Source organism: Streptomyces sp. NBC_00029, assembly GCF_045160505.1.
Classification (GTDB): domain Bacteria; phylum Actinomycetota; class Actinomycetes; order Streptomycetales; family Streptomycetaceae; genus Streptomyces.
In genome coordinates this window covers 774,292-788,318 of record NZ_CP108292.1, presented here as the reverse complement: position 1 = coordinate 788,318, position 14,027 = coordinate 774,292, and the positions used below count along the sequence as shown (strand labels likewise).

Here is a 14,027-nt window from a genome sequence, read left to right as displayed (position 1 = left end):
AACGACGCCTCACCACATAGGACACGGTCTAAGAGGCCATCTCATTTGGGTGGTTGGGTAGGCTGTCGGTCGTGGCGGGGATTGTTGAGCGGCTTGTGCCGGATGAGTTGTGGGCACTGTTCCAGCGGGTGGTGCCGGAGGCGCCGTCGCGGCCGCAGGGCGGTGGCCGACGCCGGCACGGCGACCGGGAGGTACTGGCGGCGATCGTGTTCGTCGCGACCTCGGGTTGTACCTGGCAGCAGCTGCCCGCGGCGTCGTTCGGACCGTCGGGAGCGACAGCTCACCGACGGTTTACCGAGTGGAGCAAGGCTCGAGTGTGGGCCAAGCTCCACCGCTTGGTCCTCGATGAGCTCGGCGCCCGGGGCGAGCTGGACTGGTCCCGCTGCGCTATCGACTCCGTCAACATGAGGGCCCTGAAAAGGGGGACCTGACAGGTCCGAATCCTGTCGACAGGGGCAAGTACGGGTCGAAGATCCACTTGATCACGGAGCGGACCGGTCTACCCCTGTCCGTCGGAATCTCAGGGGCGAACCTGCACGACAGTCAGGCCCTCGAGCCCCTCGTCCGCGGCATACCGCCCATCCGTTCACGCCGCGGACGCCGACGGCGCAAGCCCGGCAAGCTCCACGCCGACAAGGGATACGACTACACCCACCTGCGAAAATGGTTACGTCAGCGCGGCATCAAGCACCGCATAGCCCGCAGAGGCATCGAGTCCTCGCAGCGACTGGGACGTCACCGCTGGACCATCGAACGCACCATGGCCTGGCTTGCCGGCTGCCGCCGACTCCACCGCCGCTACGAACGCAAAGCCGAACACTTCCTCGCCTTCACCAGCATCGCCTGCACCCTCATCTGCTTCCGAAGGCTGGCCAAATGAGATGACGTCTAAGACCGTGTCCTATGTGGTGAGGCGTCGTTGACGTCGGTATGGGGCGGGGTACTTGGAGTTGGATTGTTCCGGACGGGCTGTGGGAGATCGCGGAGCCGCTGATCCCACCGTCGAGAGTGCGGCCGCAGGGCGGCGGGACGCAGGACACGCCTGATGAGACGCTGTTCGCCGCGATCATCTATGTGCTGGTCAGCGGGTGCGCCTGGCGGGCTCTGCCACCCTGCTTCGGGATATCGAAGTCGACAGCCCACCGCCGGTTCCTGATCTGGTCGAGGGCCGGAGTCTGGGGCCGGCTGCACGAGGAGATCCTGCACCGGCTCGACGACGCCGGCCTGCTCGACCTCTCCCGCGCGGTCCTCGACTCCGCCCACGTCAGGGCTAAAAAGGGGGCGAACTCACAGGTCCGAGCCCCGTGGACAGGGGCAAGCCGGGTTCCAAGATGCACGTCCTGTCGGACGCGGCAGGACTGCCCCTCCTCGTCGGTCTCTCGGCCGCCAACACCCACGACAGCCAAGCGCTGAAGCCCATGGTGCTCGGTCACCAAACGAGACACGACCCCCACCGCGGACGCCACTTCAAACCCCAGCGCCTCCACGCCGACAAGGCCTACGACATACCTGAACTGCGGAAATGGCTACGCGGCAAGCGGATCGGCGTCCGTATCGCCCGCAAAGGCATCGAGTCATCAGAGCGACTTGGGCGACGCAGGTGGGTGATCGAGCGGACCATGTCCTGGCTGACCGGCTACCGCAGACTCAACCACCGCTACGAACGCCATCCCCGCAACTACCTGGCCTTTCTCGGCCTCGCGGCAGCCCTGTGCTGCTACAAGCGACTCGTCCGCCTCACCACATAGGACACGGTCTAAGACCGTGTCCTATGTGGTGAGGCGTCGTTGACGTCGGTATGGGGCGGGGTACTTGGAGTTGGATTGTTCCGGACGGGCTGTGGGAGATCGCGGAGCCGCTGATCCCACCGTCGAGAGTGCGGCCGCAGGGCGGCGGGACGCAGGACACGCCTGATGAGACGCTGTTCGCCGCGATCATCTATGTGCTGGTCAGCGGGTGCGCCTGGCGGGCTCTGCCACCCTGCTTCGGGATATCGAAGTCGACAGCCCACCGCCGGTTCCTGATCTGGTCGAGGGCCGGAGTCTGGGGCCGGCTGCACGAGGAGATCCTGCACCGGCTCGACGACGCCGGCCTGCTCGACCTCTCCCGCGCGGTCCTCGACTCCGCCCACGTCAGGGCTAAAAAGGGGGCGAACTCACAGGTCCGAGCCCCGTGGACAGGGGCAAGCCGGGTTCCAAGATGCACGTCCTGTCGGACGCGGCAGGACTGCCCCTCCTCGTCGGTCTCTCGGCCGCCAACACCCACGACAGCCAAGCGCTGAAGCCCATGGTGCTCGGTCACCAAACGAGACACGACCCCCACCGCGGACGCCACTTCAAACCCCAGCGCCTCCACGCCGACAAGGCCTACGACATACCTGAACTGCGGAAATGGCTACGCGGCAAGCGGATCGGCGTCCGTATCGCCCGCAAAGGCATCGAGTCATCAGAGCGACTTGGGCGACGCAGGTGGGTGATCGAGCGGACCATGTCCTGGCTGACCGGCTACCGCAGACTCAACCACCGCTACGAACGCCATCCCCGCAACTACCTGGCCTTTCTCGGCCTCGCGGCAGCCCTGTGCTGCTACAAGCGACTCGTCCGCCTCACCACATAGGACACGGTCTAATTGCCCGGTGAGCCGAAGCACGGTAGTTGTCACATAGGCAGTCTTGTTGTCACCTGCGAGGTGTGGCGCTGGAAGGTTGGCCTCTCAACTCTTGACGGCCTCTGCGATCGACTGGGCGGTCTGGGCGGGGGTGAGGTGCGTGGTGTCGATAACCTCGGCCTCGGCGTGCAGCCACGTGCGGGCCGCCTCGGCGTAGGGCTCAAGGTATTGGAGCCGGAACGGGGAGTCGGGGCCGAGAACGGTGTCGCCCGCGATGCGCGCACGGAGAGTGTCCTGGTCGGCGTGGAGGACGAAGTGCCGGACCGGAATATCGTGCTCGGCAAGGCCCGAGCTGATCTCGCGCCAGTACTCCTCGACCAGGACGGTCATGGGCATCACCAGGGTTCCGCCGGTGTAGTCGAGGACGCGTCTGGCGGTCTCGACTACAAGCGGCCGCCATGGCGACCAGTGCTGGAAGTTGTCCGTCGCGGGCAATCCTGGCTTGATGTCCATGAGCGTCTCGCCGACTTTCTCGGCGTCGAACACCCGTGAGTCCGGAATCAGCTGCTGGACGAGCGCGCTGGTCGTCGTCTTGCCCGCGCCGTGCGTGCCGTTGAGCCATACGATCATGGACTTGACGCTAGCGTCTTGCGGACTGCGGGGGCAGGCAGAGTGGAAGACTCGGTGCGGTCGACCGCCTTGGCCAGGTGCTCGGCGTGGTCTTCGAGCGGCTTCGGTAGGTTCACAGGATTCCCGCCGGACATGGACACGAACTTCCAGGCTTGGTGAGGGCATGCATCGCATCGACATTGACGACCCAGAAGTGGACGGCGACTACGCTCACAGGCTGCTCTACCGCGGAGAGCTGTTCACGGGCGAGGCCGAAGAGTTCGTCGCCGGGCGCCGCGTGAGCCTGACGGCGTACCGGGAAGGCATCAAGGACGGCCCCTATCGGCAGTGGTACGCGAGCGGGGTCCTGCAGGCCGAGGGCGTGATGCGCACGGGGCGTTTGGCCGGGGAGGCCCGGCGATGGCATGAGAACGGGGTCCTTGCGCAAAGACTGGTTCAGAGCGAGGACGGCCGTTTTTCCCTCCAGGCGTTCGAATGGGACGAAACCCGTGCTCCTACGCGAACCTGGGATCGGGACAAGGCGTGATTCCAGGGCCTGATTCATGTATGCGCAGTGATGGGCGCCCGGATTTCCGGACTGTGGATCCGTGGTTCTGCGCAAGCGCCTGTCCTGGGCCGGGCCTTCTCCACGCTGATCCGTCCCCGAGGCTGAATTTCGGAGAAGGCGGGTAGCGAGCATGCCTATGCCGAATGTGGCGCCGTGATCGCCAGTACGCCAGTGGCCCGATGGACGTGGGACAAATTCATCGAGGGTGTGGACCCCCTGGTCCGGTGCCTCGGAGACCTGATGGCGGCCCGGTCCGTGCTGGCCTCGCACCGGTTCGCGCTCGGCGTGCCGACCTTCCGTCTCGCCATCTCCGAGGCCGGCATGCTGTTCCAAGGCGGACTCACGGCTACCGGATCCGCTGAGGAGCTGGCTGGCGCGATCAGGTCTGCCATGCGCCCCGGTCGCATCGGATCGGTGGATGCCCGGTGCAGTGTGGCCGCCTCGCTGTCCACCGGTGCGCAGGAGATCCGGACGGAAGGAGTGTTCGACCTGACCGCCGTCTACGAGGCGAACGCGCCTCTGTCACGGGGGCGCATGAGGCGTATGAACCGGCATCACCGGACGGCCAGGACGTTGGCAGTGGTCGCCTTCAATCAGCGGTTGTTGGGGCTCAACAGCTGGCTTGCCGCGGAGATGAAGGCAACGGATGCTTCCTTGGCCGCATGCCGCTGGGCGTCCAGCTCGGTTCGGTCGATGGCCTTGCGCAGCGCGTACGTGGCATCTGCGGCCTGCTGGGCGGGGCCGGCCAGCTCGGGGACCAGGACCTGAAGGCGGATGTGGGGCGCGGTGATTGCCGCCCGGGTGTCGTGGGACCTCGTCTGGGCCTCCAGCTGGTGCTCGGTGCCTGCCTCGGTCAGGGACAGACGCTCCCGATGGAACATTGCCGAGCGGTGCGCGTCCAGGGCAGCCGCGAAGTCGGTGACGGCGCCGAGCTGGTCCTGGCGGTGGCCGTCGGCGCGCTGCTCGGCGCGTGCGGTTCGTGCCGAACGGTGCTGGAGGAGTCCGGCGGTCAGGGCGCCGGCGAGGGTACCGAGTACGGCGACGAGCGAAGGCCATATGGACATCAGGTGTTGGGTCCTGTCGGGTAGTCGGTTTCGGTGGCGAGGTCGGCGGACAGCGAGGTGAGCGACGGCGCCTTGGGTGGCGGGGCTACGCCTGCGACGTTCCGGACCTACCCTGGCTGGTCAGTGAAGTCCTCGCGTGCCGCCGACACGGCCGCCCCGCCTGCCTGGTGATGCTCTATCCCCACTGCCTCGCGCCTTGATCGAATCTCTGCGGACAGCCTAGAGGCGGGATCTGACAGGCCAGCAACTGCGCGGCCCGGCGCCACGGCATCACACGCCGGTGCGCCAGCCCGTTGCCGCCGAGCACCTCCAGCCCTGCAGTGCGGGGCTGGAAGGCAGCCAGGGCAGGCGCGTCGGGCGGGCGAGCGGGGCGCGGAAGGCGTGGTGGACACACGCGGTCTTCCGCTGCTGGTCATGGTCACTCCGGCTGACATGACCGATCGCGAGGCCGCCAAAGAGGTCTTCTTCCGACTCCGCCTCATGCATCCCGAAATCACCATCGTCTGGGCCGATTCCGCCTACGCCGGACAACTCGTCGACTGGGCCAAGAAGTACCTCCGCCTGACGGTGAAGACCGTCAGCCGCCCCAAGGAAGCCACCCGATTTGTTGTTCTGCCCCGCCGCTGGGTCGTCGAACGCAGCCTGTCCTGGATCATGCAGGCCCGACGCCACGCACGAGACTACGAGCGACTTGTGCAGCACAGCGAAGCCCTCATCACCTGGGCCGCCATCACGCTCATGACTCGCCGCATCAGCCGCAGTCCCGGAATCCGGACCGAACGCGGAACAACCCCGACCGACCTGGTTCAGGCTGCCTGAACCGGAGAACCCGACGGCTACAGGCCGGCACGGGCGAGGAGGTCTTCCGCCTGTTCTCGCGTGAGCTTGGGTGGAGCCGGTGTGCGTGGAGGGCATGTGTGGGTGTTTCGGCGGAAGGACAGAAACCAGTCGGTCACGGGGTCGTCAGTAGTCAGGGTGGCGACGACGCTCTCGCGCAGCGTCGAGGGAGTGTCCGCGCGGGCCGCGATCTCGTTGCGGACGAAGGCGTCCCGGTCACCCGCGAGCAGATCTCGCAGCTCGGCGGGCAGGTCCGGGTGGGCGGCCACAGCCTTGCGAACACCGGAATCCGGGTCGGCGGCCAGCTCCGGGGACGGACCGGCATGCCTGACAGCGATGGCACGGGTCTGCGGATCGGCAAGGAGAGCAGGCAACAGGTCCGCCGGCGGCGAGTACACCGAAGCGGCAGCCCTGCGGATATTCGCATCCGAGTCCGTCAGCAAAGCCTGGCGCACCGGCTCGGGTGCATGCCGCCAGTGATCGACAACCGACGACCGCACCCTCGGCTCGGGATCCTCGGCCAGCACGGCCAACAGCTCTGGCGGTAGATGCTCGTTCATCGCAAGGAACGCACGCACGGACGGATCCCGATCAGCCGCTAGGCGTGCCAGCAGCCCAGGCGGCTCGTCGGTAACGCTCGCCGCGACCGCAGCCCGGACCAGCGGCTCCGGACTATCTGCGAAACGCGCCCTGAACTTGGCGGGCACGAAGCCGTTGGCGGCCAGACTACGGGCGGAGCCGAGCCTGATGATCTCCTCCAGCAACTCCGGAGTCAGATCCCTGCGCAGAAGGGCCGCCGAGCGCCGGGCCTGCGGATGCTGGAGCAGACGCCGCACAAGATCGGCGGGTAGATCCTCTTGGACAGCAAGAGCGCTCAGTTCAGCATCCAGGTTCATGAACCGCAGGCTAAGGCTCGGTAGAACGCAAACGAACGGTGATGCTCTGGCCAGGGTCGGTCAGCCGGATCAGTTCAATCGCATCGGGCTGTGTGTTCGTGTCCATGGCCGGGAACCTACGACAGGCGCTCAGGAACGACTCCGACGGGTGTGCGTTCCGCGTCCGCTGACAAGCACGTGGTGTCATGCCGCGGCTGGTTCCGGTTGAGGCGGCTGGGCTGTCCATCCGAGACCAACGCCAATGGACAGCCCAGCCGCCGCAACTGGGCCTGGCCAGCGCCGCATGAAGCGCACGCCTCGTCAGCTGCGGAGGGGCTTGCGCTGACGTGCCTCGGTTGTCTGGTCACGAACGTACGGGTCAGCGTCTGCTGCCAGCTGGTCGAGCACGGCCAAGGTCGCGGGGTCTGCGCGGTCCAGGGCGGGAAAGCGGCCCAAGGCGACCGCGACCCAGGCACGAACGCGGGGGTTGTCGTCGTTCGCGAGCAAGCGGATCCTCGGCAGGGTTCTGGGTTGCTGAAGAAAGCCGAGGGAGCTGAGGGCTGAGATGCGCACCTGCGGGGAAGGGTCGTCCAGAAGGTGCAACAGCAGGTCGATGGCCGCGGGCTCTGTCCCATGGCTGCCGAGCGTGCCCACGACCGCGTTGCGGATTCCTTCGTCCGAGTCCTGCGCAGCGTGGGCCAGCAGGTTGAGATCGGCTGGTTCGGGGACGAAGCCGAGCAGCCAGATTGCCGCCCCGCGAAGGTCCTCATCGTTGCCGACGGCGCATGGCAGGAGGATTCGGCGCGCGGCGGCCGGGTGCTCCTTCACGAGTACATGGAGCGTCGTCGAGAGGGAGTCCTGGTCGTCACCCAGGTTGCGGGAGTAGGCCCGCAACAGGGCGGCAAGGGACGTGTGGCCGGCGGTCTCGGCCAGAATCCGAGCGAACACATGACGGGCGTACCAGTTGCCCGCCTCCACAGCTGCCGCGAGATGCTGTTCCAGGTACGGAATCAGCTCCCGCCGCCGGGCGGCTACGAGCTCCTCTTCGATTTCTGCAAGGTCGTCGAGGTCGCAATCCGGATCCGTGAGTCCGGCCGCCAGCTCATCAAGGCGCAGGACGAGATTATCCGCTGCCGGTTGGTCTTCCAATCCGTCCTCCTCATGCCTTCAGCCCGCACCGAGCCTGCCGCTACGGGTCTCCCTGCTGCGGTGCAGGCTGACGGAACGGATTGTCCAACAGGTCTCTGACAACGGAGTTCGGTGCAGTCGGCTCACTCCGCCGCTCAGACCCTCTCAACGTCCGCACAGGTTTCTGTGGCCTTGATAAGAACGATTGGGAATCAGCCAAACCCACGTCCGCGCGCGCAACGCCGACACAGCCTGACTAGCGGCATCCCCATCACGACGGGCACCTGCCCGGATCCCATCCGGCGGGATGGTGCCAGGGTCTGCGTGACGTAGTCCTGGTGGGTCACAGCTACTCGGGCATCCCGGTCGGTCAGGCTGCGGAGCGGATCGGTGACCGACTGGCCCGGGTGGTATTCGTCGAGCTCGACGCCTCACCCAGGTGCCACGCTTACCGAGCCCGCTGTGCTGGCGGGGCCGCTCGGTGAACTTCCGGCGACATACCCGTGATTGTGCCGCAGTGGCCGCCGAGTGGACGTGCCCGTCGAGTACGGGCCGTGGGGCCGGATCTACGACTTGTTCCGCCGATGGCAGCGAAACGGCACTCTTTTGAGTCATACTCCAACACTTTTCGCAGAATGGGGTGTTCCGCGGTTAGCGTTCGAATCGCCTCGGGGGGGGCCTCGCACAACGTCTCCTCCCTCCGTCATGCCCTCACACAGGGCCAATGAGCAAGGGAAGGGGAAACCGATGAGTACACGGCGCAGGAAGGCTGCCGGTCTGATGGCAGGTGTTGCGCTCCTCGGGATCGGCGGCATCACCCCGGCGAACGCGGGCGTCACCGCGGAAGGCCAGTTCGAGTCCCACATCTCATGGTGGACGGCTCCGACGGAGTCCCGCCGCTGGTGGGACAACAACGACACCTGGGACTACACCGGCATCTACTTCCAGGGATGCAAGTCGGATGACGACCATCGGGGCTACGACTACGCGTCGCTGCGCCTTTGGAAGGACATCTCCAGCGCCCCGGACCGCAGTAAGGGCACCCGGAACAACTACTGCGGGTGGGTGGACTACGGCGATCCGAACGACGCGGGCAACTACTACTTCGCGCTGACGGACGTCGGTTAACGGCGACTACATCAACATCGACTACGTCAAGGTCGCCTGGTAGTCGCAGGCCGGATCAGGGGTCGGATTTCCGATCCGCGAGGGTGCCGCCCGGTGGGGGCGGTGTCGGTGATTCCGGCGCACGCCGGGGTGACGGCGGAGGGTCAGTTCGAGTCGTCCATCACCGGGTGGCGGGTGGGTAACGAGTCGCGCCGCTGGTGGGACAACAACGACACCTGGGACTACACGGGTATCTACTTCGCGGACTGCATCTCGGACGGCGGTAGCGGCTTCAACTCCGCCGGGCTGCGGCTGTGGAAGGACATCTCTTCCGCTCCGGACCGCTCCAAGGGGACCCGGTCGAACAACTGCGGGTGGGTGGACTACGGCGACCCGGACGACGCGGGGAACTACTACTTCGCGCTGACGGACGTGTACAGCGGCACGTTCCTCACCGTCAAATACGTGAAGGTCGCCTGGTAGTAAGGCTGTTGCACACGTAGTACGAGGGTCCCGGTGGATTCAGCACCGGGACCCTCTCCTGTCCACTGTCCCACGACCAAAGCCATCCCGCTGGCGGCGGGGTGGCGGATTGTGCGTTCCTCCATGGCTCTGGTTTTTGATCATGTTTCGTTCCGATACGGGCGGAAGACATCCGTTTTCAACGAATTCAGTCTCCGGATTGATGCGCGGGCAACAGTCCTCCTCGGCCCGAACGGAGCCGGCAAATCCACACTGATGGCCATCGCCGCCTCCCACCTGCCCCCCTCCTCCGGATCGGTCACCTTCAACGGAGGCACTGCAAAGGGCCGCCACCTGGCCGCCTACCGCAAAAGCGTGGCGTGGATCCCCCAGCAGATCACCCCCGTGCCCGGGCTGACCGTACGCGAACAGGTCGCCTACGCAGGATGGCTCAAGGGCATGCCGAAAGACTTGGCGTGGAAAGCGTCCGAAGACGCGCTGCGCCGCGTCGACCTCACCCGCCTCGCGGAGCGCAAAAGCCACCAGGTGTCCGGCGGGCAGCTCCGCCGCATGGGAATCGCGGGAGCACTGACCCATCGCAGTGAACTGATCTTGATGGACGAGCCGACCGCCGGCCTCGACCCCACGCAGCGCGTGGTGTTCCGTGAGCTCGTTGACGACCTCGCCGGCAGCGTGCAGGTGATCGTCTCCACGCACCAGACCGAAGACCTCGCCGACCTGTATACGCATGTGGCCGTCCTCGCCCACGGCAAGATCTGCTTTCAGGGCAGCCCCGCCGACTTCCACGCCCTGGCACCGGCCTCCACACGCGGACGCGAGCAGGCCGAAGCCGCCTACGTGATGCTCGTCGGACGGGAGATCTGACCGATGCGTATCGCCACTCTCCTGCGGTCCTCCTCCGCCGGACTCATGCTCGTCTTCCTCGCCGGCTACGTCCTGCTGCTCCTGTCGGAGCCGATCACCATGGGCACCGTCCCCGGTTACGGGCCGTCCGTCCTCGGCAATGCCTCCTACACGATCCCGTTCGCCGCGGCAGCGTGCGCGGCGAGCGGAGCGTGGGAAAGCGCACGCCTGCGCCGGGGCAACGTCTTCGGGCAGACTCCTTCCCGCAGCCGGCTCGCCATCGCGCTGCCGCTGCTGGTCCCGGTGTGGGCGATGGGCGTGGTCGGAATGCTCATCGCAGTCGGTGTCGCGGTCTCGGCCGCCGGAACGCTTCCGCCCTTCTCCCACCTGGGCATGTTCGTGGTGTACGCGCTGCTGATGGCGGCCTCCACGCTGGCCGGATACCTTCTGGGCGGCCGTCTTCCGCACCTTGCGGCCGCACCGTTGGCGATGGTCGCCGGGTTCTGCCTGACCGCGTTCCCCGGATCCTGGGACACCCCGTGGCCCCGCCACCTGGTCGCTGGCGCCTACGACAGCTGCTGCTCGGTCGGATCGGTCATCGACCCTGTGGCCGTGCGGGCGCCGCTCCTGTTCACCGGCGGGATCATCACCGCATGCCTCCTCGCGATCGCCCAGGCCAGCCCCTGGAAGCCTCTGGCCGCCCTTGTCGCCGCGTCCGTGGCCTCGGTGTTCCTGGTCGTGGACATGGACTATGACCCGGTCGCCGACCGGAAGCCCGACGCTCTGGTCTGCGACACCGCCGCCGTCCCGGAAGTGTGCCTGTGGCCCGAGACCCCGGGACGCACCCGGATCGTGGCGACCACCCGCACCTACAGCGGCCGCCTGAAAGACGCCGGGCTTCCCGTGCTCTCCTCCCTCACCCAAAACCGTGACCTCAAGCCAGGACAGGCCGGCTTCGGAGGCAAAGGCCAGGTCCGCGAGCAGGGCATCGCCGCCAACCTCACCAACACCCTCCTGCCCCCCATCCCCGAATGTGCCCGAACCAGCCACGAATACCCGGCGTTCCCCGCCCGGGGACCGCTCACCGCATGGCTGACCGCCATCGCCACCCAAGCTCCCCCAGCGCCGGTCCATGGCCGCGTCTCCCCCGACGACGCGAAACTCGCCCAGAAGGTCCTCACGCTGCCCTCCGACCGTCAGCACGCCTGGTACGAAACGAACCGGGCCGCGCTCACCGGCTGCGACCAGAAGCCGAACCTGAACCCTGAAGGAGCAGGCCGGTGAACTGGTGGGCCGCATCCCGTAACGTCCCCACCCTCGCCGCCGTCACCGCTGTGACGGCCGGCGCAGGCCTGGCATTCGGACAGAGCCGCATCCCCGTACCCGCAATGGTCGGCGGGGCCGGACACTTCCTTCTCGCCGCGCTGATCACCGTCATCCCCGCCGTGACATGGCTCGCCTTCACCGGCCGCGCCCGGGACGCCACTGAAACAGTCGCCGTGCGCGCCGTCCACCGCTTCGATGCCTCCCTCGCCGCCGCCTGCGCAACCCTCGCCCTGAGCATGGCCGTTCTCGGACACTTCGCGGGCGCCGACGCCGTGGCCCTGGCGATCGGCCGGAATACCGCCTTCTACCTCGGCCTGGCGCTCCTCCTCAACCCCCTCACCGGCGCCCGGATCGCAGCCCCGGTCCTCACCGCCATACCCCTGGTCCTCGCCGTCGGAGGATGGAAGAGCGGCGGCCGCGGAGCGCAGCCGTGGGCTGTCGTCCTGCACGCCGCAACCAGCATGCCCGCCCTCCTGGCGGGCGTCGCGGTCCTGGTTGCCGGGGCGACGTTCAGCAGCCTCAGGCCGCCGCGCGGCGCCCTGTGAGAGACCGAACTCGACTGACCACACAGTCAACAAGACGGGCCGCCTCACTCAACCTGGGGCGGCGCGTCCGCACTCTACTGACCTCGCAGGCGGTTGGCGATCGGGACATCAATATCCCCACCGCTCCCAGTTGACCCCGGTGATCCGCCCCCGGCGACGCAGCAGGCCCCGGCTCCGCGGAAAAGGCCCCGAGGGGCGTTTGAGACGCCCCGGCCAAGTCGTGCGCATTAGCGGAAGAACGAGATGCAGCTGGACAGCCTAGCCATTCCGACCGGCACCACGCTGGCGCAGCCCTGCCAGTTGGCAGCCTCGATGACCTCCTCGTGGGCGTCGTAGGCGTGGCCGTCGACGGCGATGCGGTGGACTCCGTTCGGGCGGTACCCGAATTTGAGAGAGACAGCCCTGGAGACGGCGTTATCTGCGAAAGCGGTGGAAGTGACGCGGGCGGCGCCCAGGCCGTCGAAGGCCAGAGTCAGGGCGGCGGCACGCATCTGGGTGCCGTAGCCCTGGCCCTGGAACCGGCGACCTAGCCAGAAACCGGTGCGGGCTTCCCCGGTGGTGGCGAAGTCGCGTGCGGAGAGATTCTGCTGACCGACGACCTGGCCGTCGTGGAAAACCGCGAGGAGCAGGCGCCAGTTGAGGCTGACCCTCTGAAGTGGACACCCTGACAATGGATCTTGCTGGTCCAGGGAGGGATGTCCAGGTGGGACGCAGGTCTCCGTATTCGGAGGAGTTCAGGAGGGACGCGGTCGCGCTCTTTCGGGCCGCGGCCGGGAAGCGGATGCAAAGGCCCAGGGCACCAGCTGGGAGGACAGTGTCAGGATCGCGAGCACAGGGTGGGCGATGTGGGCGCCCGTGGGCGCCGTTGCCGGATGTGGCGCCGTGATAGCCAGTACGCCGGTCGCCCGATGGACGTGGGGCGAATTCATCGATGGTGTGGACCCGCTGGTCCGGTGCCTCGGAGACCTGATGGCGGCCCGGTCCGTCCTGGCCTCGTACCGGCTCGCGCTCGGCGTGCCGACCTTCCGTCTCGCCATCTCCGAGGCAGGCACGCCGCCCGGTACACCTCCCGCCACACCGGCCGGCATGCTGTTCCAGAGCGAACTCACCGCTGCCGGATCCGCTGAGGAGCTGGCTGGCGCGATCAGGTCTGCCATGCGTCCCGGTCGCATCGGATCGGTGGATGCCCGGTGTGCCGTGGCCGGCTCGCTGTCCACCGGTGCGCAGGAGATCCGGACGGAAGGAGTGTTCGACCTGACCGTCGTCGTGGACCCCGGCTTCGCCACAGTGGATCTGGGCACGTACTCCGATGCATGGATGCGGTACGACCTCCGAGGCCGTGATCAGTCCGCCGTCTACGAGGCGAACGCGCCTCGTTTGGCGTCCGTGCTCGCGGAGCTCACCGAAGTGCTGGGATCCGACATGGACCCCGAGGACCCCACCTACTTCGGCACGCCGACGGAGACGGGCGTCGTTCCCCATGTCGACCAGGACGGAACTCCGTCCGACTCCTGGACCCGGTACGAAGTTGCCCAGCGGTACGACGTCTTCACCCATGCGCCCGGATTCGGGCACATTGGATACCGACGCTCGGTGCCGGGCGAGGTCCGGTACGTGCCGGTGACCGACGACCGCGGGGTGCTCGGATATCTCTGGGCCTCTGAGACCGAGCCCGCGGCGAGCTTCGAGCCCCTCGATCTCGACGACGACGAGAGGTACCGGACGGCGCTCACGTGGCTGGACCGCCTGCGCTCCGCCTCCGATCGGGGACTGTCACCGTGCCAGGCCCTCACGGAGCTGACGGGACGATCACTGAGCGACACCGAGGGGCCCGTGGGCCTGGCGGAGCTGCGTGCACGAGCGGAAGACGTCTGACCGTTTCCGTCCGCGCTGCGGGAGCCGGCAGCGGGCCTTGCCCAGCCGTTCGCCCTGCCAGACACAGTGGTCCTGTCAGTGGCTCCTCCTACGGTGTGGTTCATGAGCATGATCGGGCAGTGCCTCCGTCTCACCCCGGCCGAGCTCGAGCGTGCATTGC

At 67.2% G+C, this 14,027-nt stretch carries 15 protein-coding genes and 2 pseudogenes; 12 read left to right on the top strand and 5 right to left on the bottom strand.

Annotation, left to right across the window (positions count from 1 at the left end; genetic code table 11):
- The first annotated feature begins 80 nt into the window (after positions 1 to 80).
- The 3 genes from OG753_RS03885 (at position 81) to OG753_RS03875 (ending at position 2,616) form a co-directional block, all read left to right on the top strand.
- Positions 81 to 880 (top strand): IS5 family transposase gene (locus OG753_RS03885; protein WP_405792496.1). Its coding sequence is split into 2 segments (ribosomal slippage): positions 81 to 429 and positions 429 to 880, totalling 801 coding nucleotides; the frame shifts between segments, so codons are not numbered across the junction.
- 50 nt (positions 881 to 930) lie between these two features.
- A protein-coding gene (locus OG753_RS03880; RefSeq protein WP_405787056.1) for an IS5 family transposase occupies positions 931 to 1,748 on the top strand; the annotation gives its coding sequence in 2 pieces (ribosomal slippage) (positions 931 to 1,273 and positions 1,273 to 1,748; 819 coding nt in all).
- Between the two features lie 50 nt (positions 1,749 to 1,798).
- Positions 1,799 to 2,616 (top strand): IS5 family transposase gene (locus OG753_RS03875; protein ID WP_405787056.1). Its coding sequence is split into 2 segments (ribosomal slippage): positions 1,799 to 2,141 and positions 2,141 to 2,616, totalling 819 coding nucleotides; the frame shifts between segments, so codons are not numbered across the junction.
- 96 nt (positions 2,617 to 2,712) lie between these two features.
- Here the strand turns inward: OG753_RS03875 and OG753_RS03870 are convergent.
- Positions 2,713 to 3,237, bottom strand: coding sequence for an AAA family ATPase (locus OG753_RS03870; protein ID WP_405787148.1), 525 nt, complete (start codon positions 3,235 to 3,237; stop codon positions 2,713 to 2,715).
- Between the two features lie 163 nt (positions 3,238 to 3,400).
- Here OG753_RS03870 and OG753_RS03865 point away from each other — a divergent pair, with 163 nt between their 5' ends.
- Positions 3,401 to 3,763 carry a toxin-antitoxin system YwqK family antitoxin gene (locus OG753_RS03865; protein WP_405787146.1) on the top strand — a complete coding sequence of 121 codons (363 nt, stop codon included), beginning with the start codon at positions 3,401 to 3,403 and terminating at the stop codon, positions 3,761 to 3,763.
- Positions 3,764 to 4,377: 614 nt separating this feature from the next.
- Here OG753_RS03865 and OG753_RS03860 read toward each other — a convergent pair.
- Positions 4,378 to 4,848 (bottom strand): hypothetical protein, encoded by a 471-nt coding sequence (locus OG753_RS03860; RefSeq protein WP_405787144.1) that lies wholly within the window; start codon positions 4,846 to 4,848, stop codon positions 4,378 to 4,380.
- A gap of 375 nt (positions 4,849 to 5,223) precedes the next feature.
- Here OG753_RS03860 and OG753_RS03855 point away from each other — a divergent pair.
- Positions 5,224 to 5,610: pseudogene (locus tag OG753_RS03855) on the top strand (transposase); the annotation flags it as partial.
- A gap of 74 nt (positions 5,611 to 5,684) precedes the next feature.
- On the opposite strand, the gene OG753_RS03850 reads toward OG753_RS03855, so the two are convergent.
- Both OG753_RS03850 and OG753_RS03845 read right to left on the bottom strand, forming a co-directional pair.
- Positions 5,685 to 6,581, bottom strand: a complete 897-nt coding sequence (locus OG753_RS03850; protein ID WP_405787142.1) for a hypothetical protein — start codon at positions 6,579 to 6,581, stop codon at positions 5,685 to 5,687.
- A 300-nt stretch (positions 6,582 to 6,881) separates the two neighbouring features.
- A complete protein-coding gene (locus tag OG753_RS03845) occupies positions 6,882 to 7,709 on the bottom strand; it encodes a HEAT repeat domain-containing protein (RefSeq protein ID WP_405787141.1) in 828 nt (275 codons plus the stop codon).
- 299 nt (positions 7,710 to 8,008) lie between these two features.
- Between OG753_RS03845 and OG753_RS03840 the strand changes: the two are divergent.
- The 6 genes and pseudogenes from OG753_RS03840 to OG753_RS03815 all read left to right on the top strand — a co-directional run.
- A pseudogene (locus tag OG753_RS03840) lies at positions 8,009 to 8,189 on the top strand (alpha/beta hydrolase); the annotation flags it as partial.
- A gap of 279 nt (positions 8,190 to 8,468) precedes the next feature.
- Positions 8,469 to 8,816, top strand: coding sequence for a hypothetical protein (locus tag OG753_RS03835; protein ID WP_405787140.1), 348 nt, complete (start codon positions 8,469 to 8,471; stop codon positions 8,814 to 8,816).
- A 102-nt stretch (positions 8,817 to 8,918) separates the two neighbouring features.
- On the top strand, positions 8,919 to 9,278 hold the full coding sequence (locus OG753_RS03830) for a hypothetical protein (RefSeq protein WP_405787139.1): 360 nt from the start codon (positions 8,919 to 8,921) through the stop codon (positions 9,276 to 9,278).
- 111 nt (positions 9,279 to 9,389) lie between these two features.
- Positions 9,390 to 10,142, top strand: a complete 753-nt coding sequence (locus OG753_RS03825; RefSeq protein ID WP_405787138.1) for an ATP-binding cassette domain-containing protein — start codon at positions 9,390 to 9,392, stop codon at positions 10,140 to 10,142.
- Between the two features lie 3 nt (positions 10,143 to 10,145).
- Positions 10,146 to 11,405: a hypothetical protein gene (locus OG753_RS03820; protein ID WP_405787136.1), complete on the top strand. Its 1,260-nt coding sequence runs from the start codon at positions 10,146 to 10,148 to the stop codon at positions 11,403 to 11,405.
- The gene (locus OG753_RS03815) at positions 11,402 to 11,992 is read left to right on the top strand and encodes a hypothetical protein (RefSeq protein ID WP_405787135.1); all 591 of its coding nucleotides are present in this window, start codon (positions 11,402 to 11,404) and stop codon (positions 11,990 to 11,992) included. Before OG753_RS03820 ends, OG753_RS03815 begins: the two co-directional genes overlap by 4 nt.
- Positions 11,993 to 12,219: 227 nt before the next feature.
- On the opposite strand, the gene OG753_RS03810 is transcribed toward OG753_RS03815, so the two are convergent.
- A complete protein-coding gene (locus OG753_RS03810) occupies positions 12,220 to 12,663 on the bottom strand; it encodes a GNAT family N-acetyltransferase (protein ID WP_405787133.1) in 444 nt (147 codons plus the stop codon).
- A gap of 211 nt (positions 12,664 to 12,874) precedes the next feature.
- Here OG753_RS03810 and OG753_RS03805 point away from each other — a divergent pair, with 211 nt between their 5' ends.
- The gene (locus OG753_RS03805) at positions 12,875 to 13,867 is read left to right on the top strand and encodes a hypothetical protein (RefSeq protein WP_405787132.1); all 993 of its coding nucleotides are present in this window, start codon (positions 12,875 to 12,877) and stop codon (positions 13,865 to 13,867) included.
- The last annotated feature ends 160 nt before the right edge of the window (positions 13,868 to 14,027 follow it).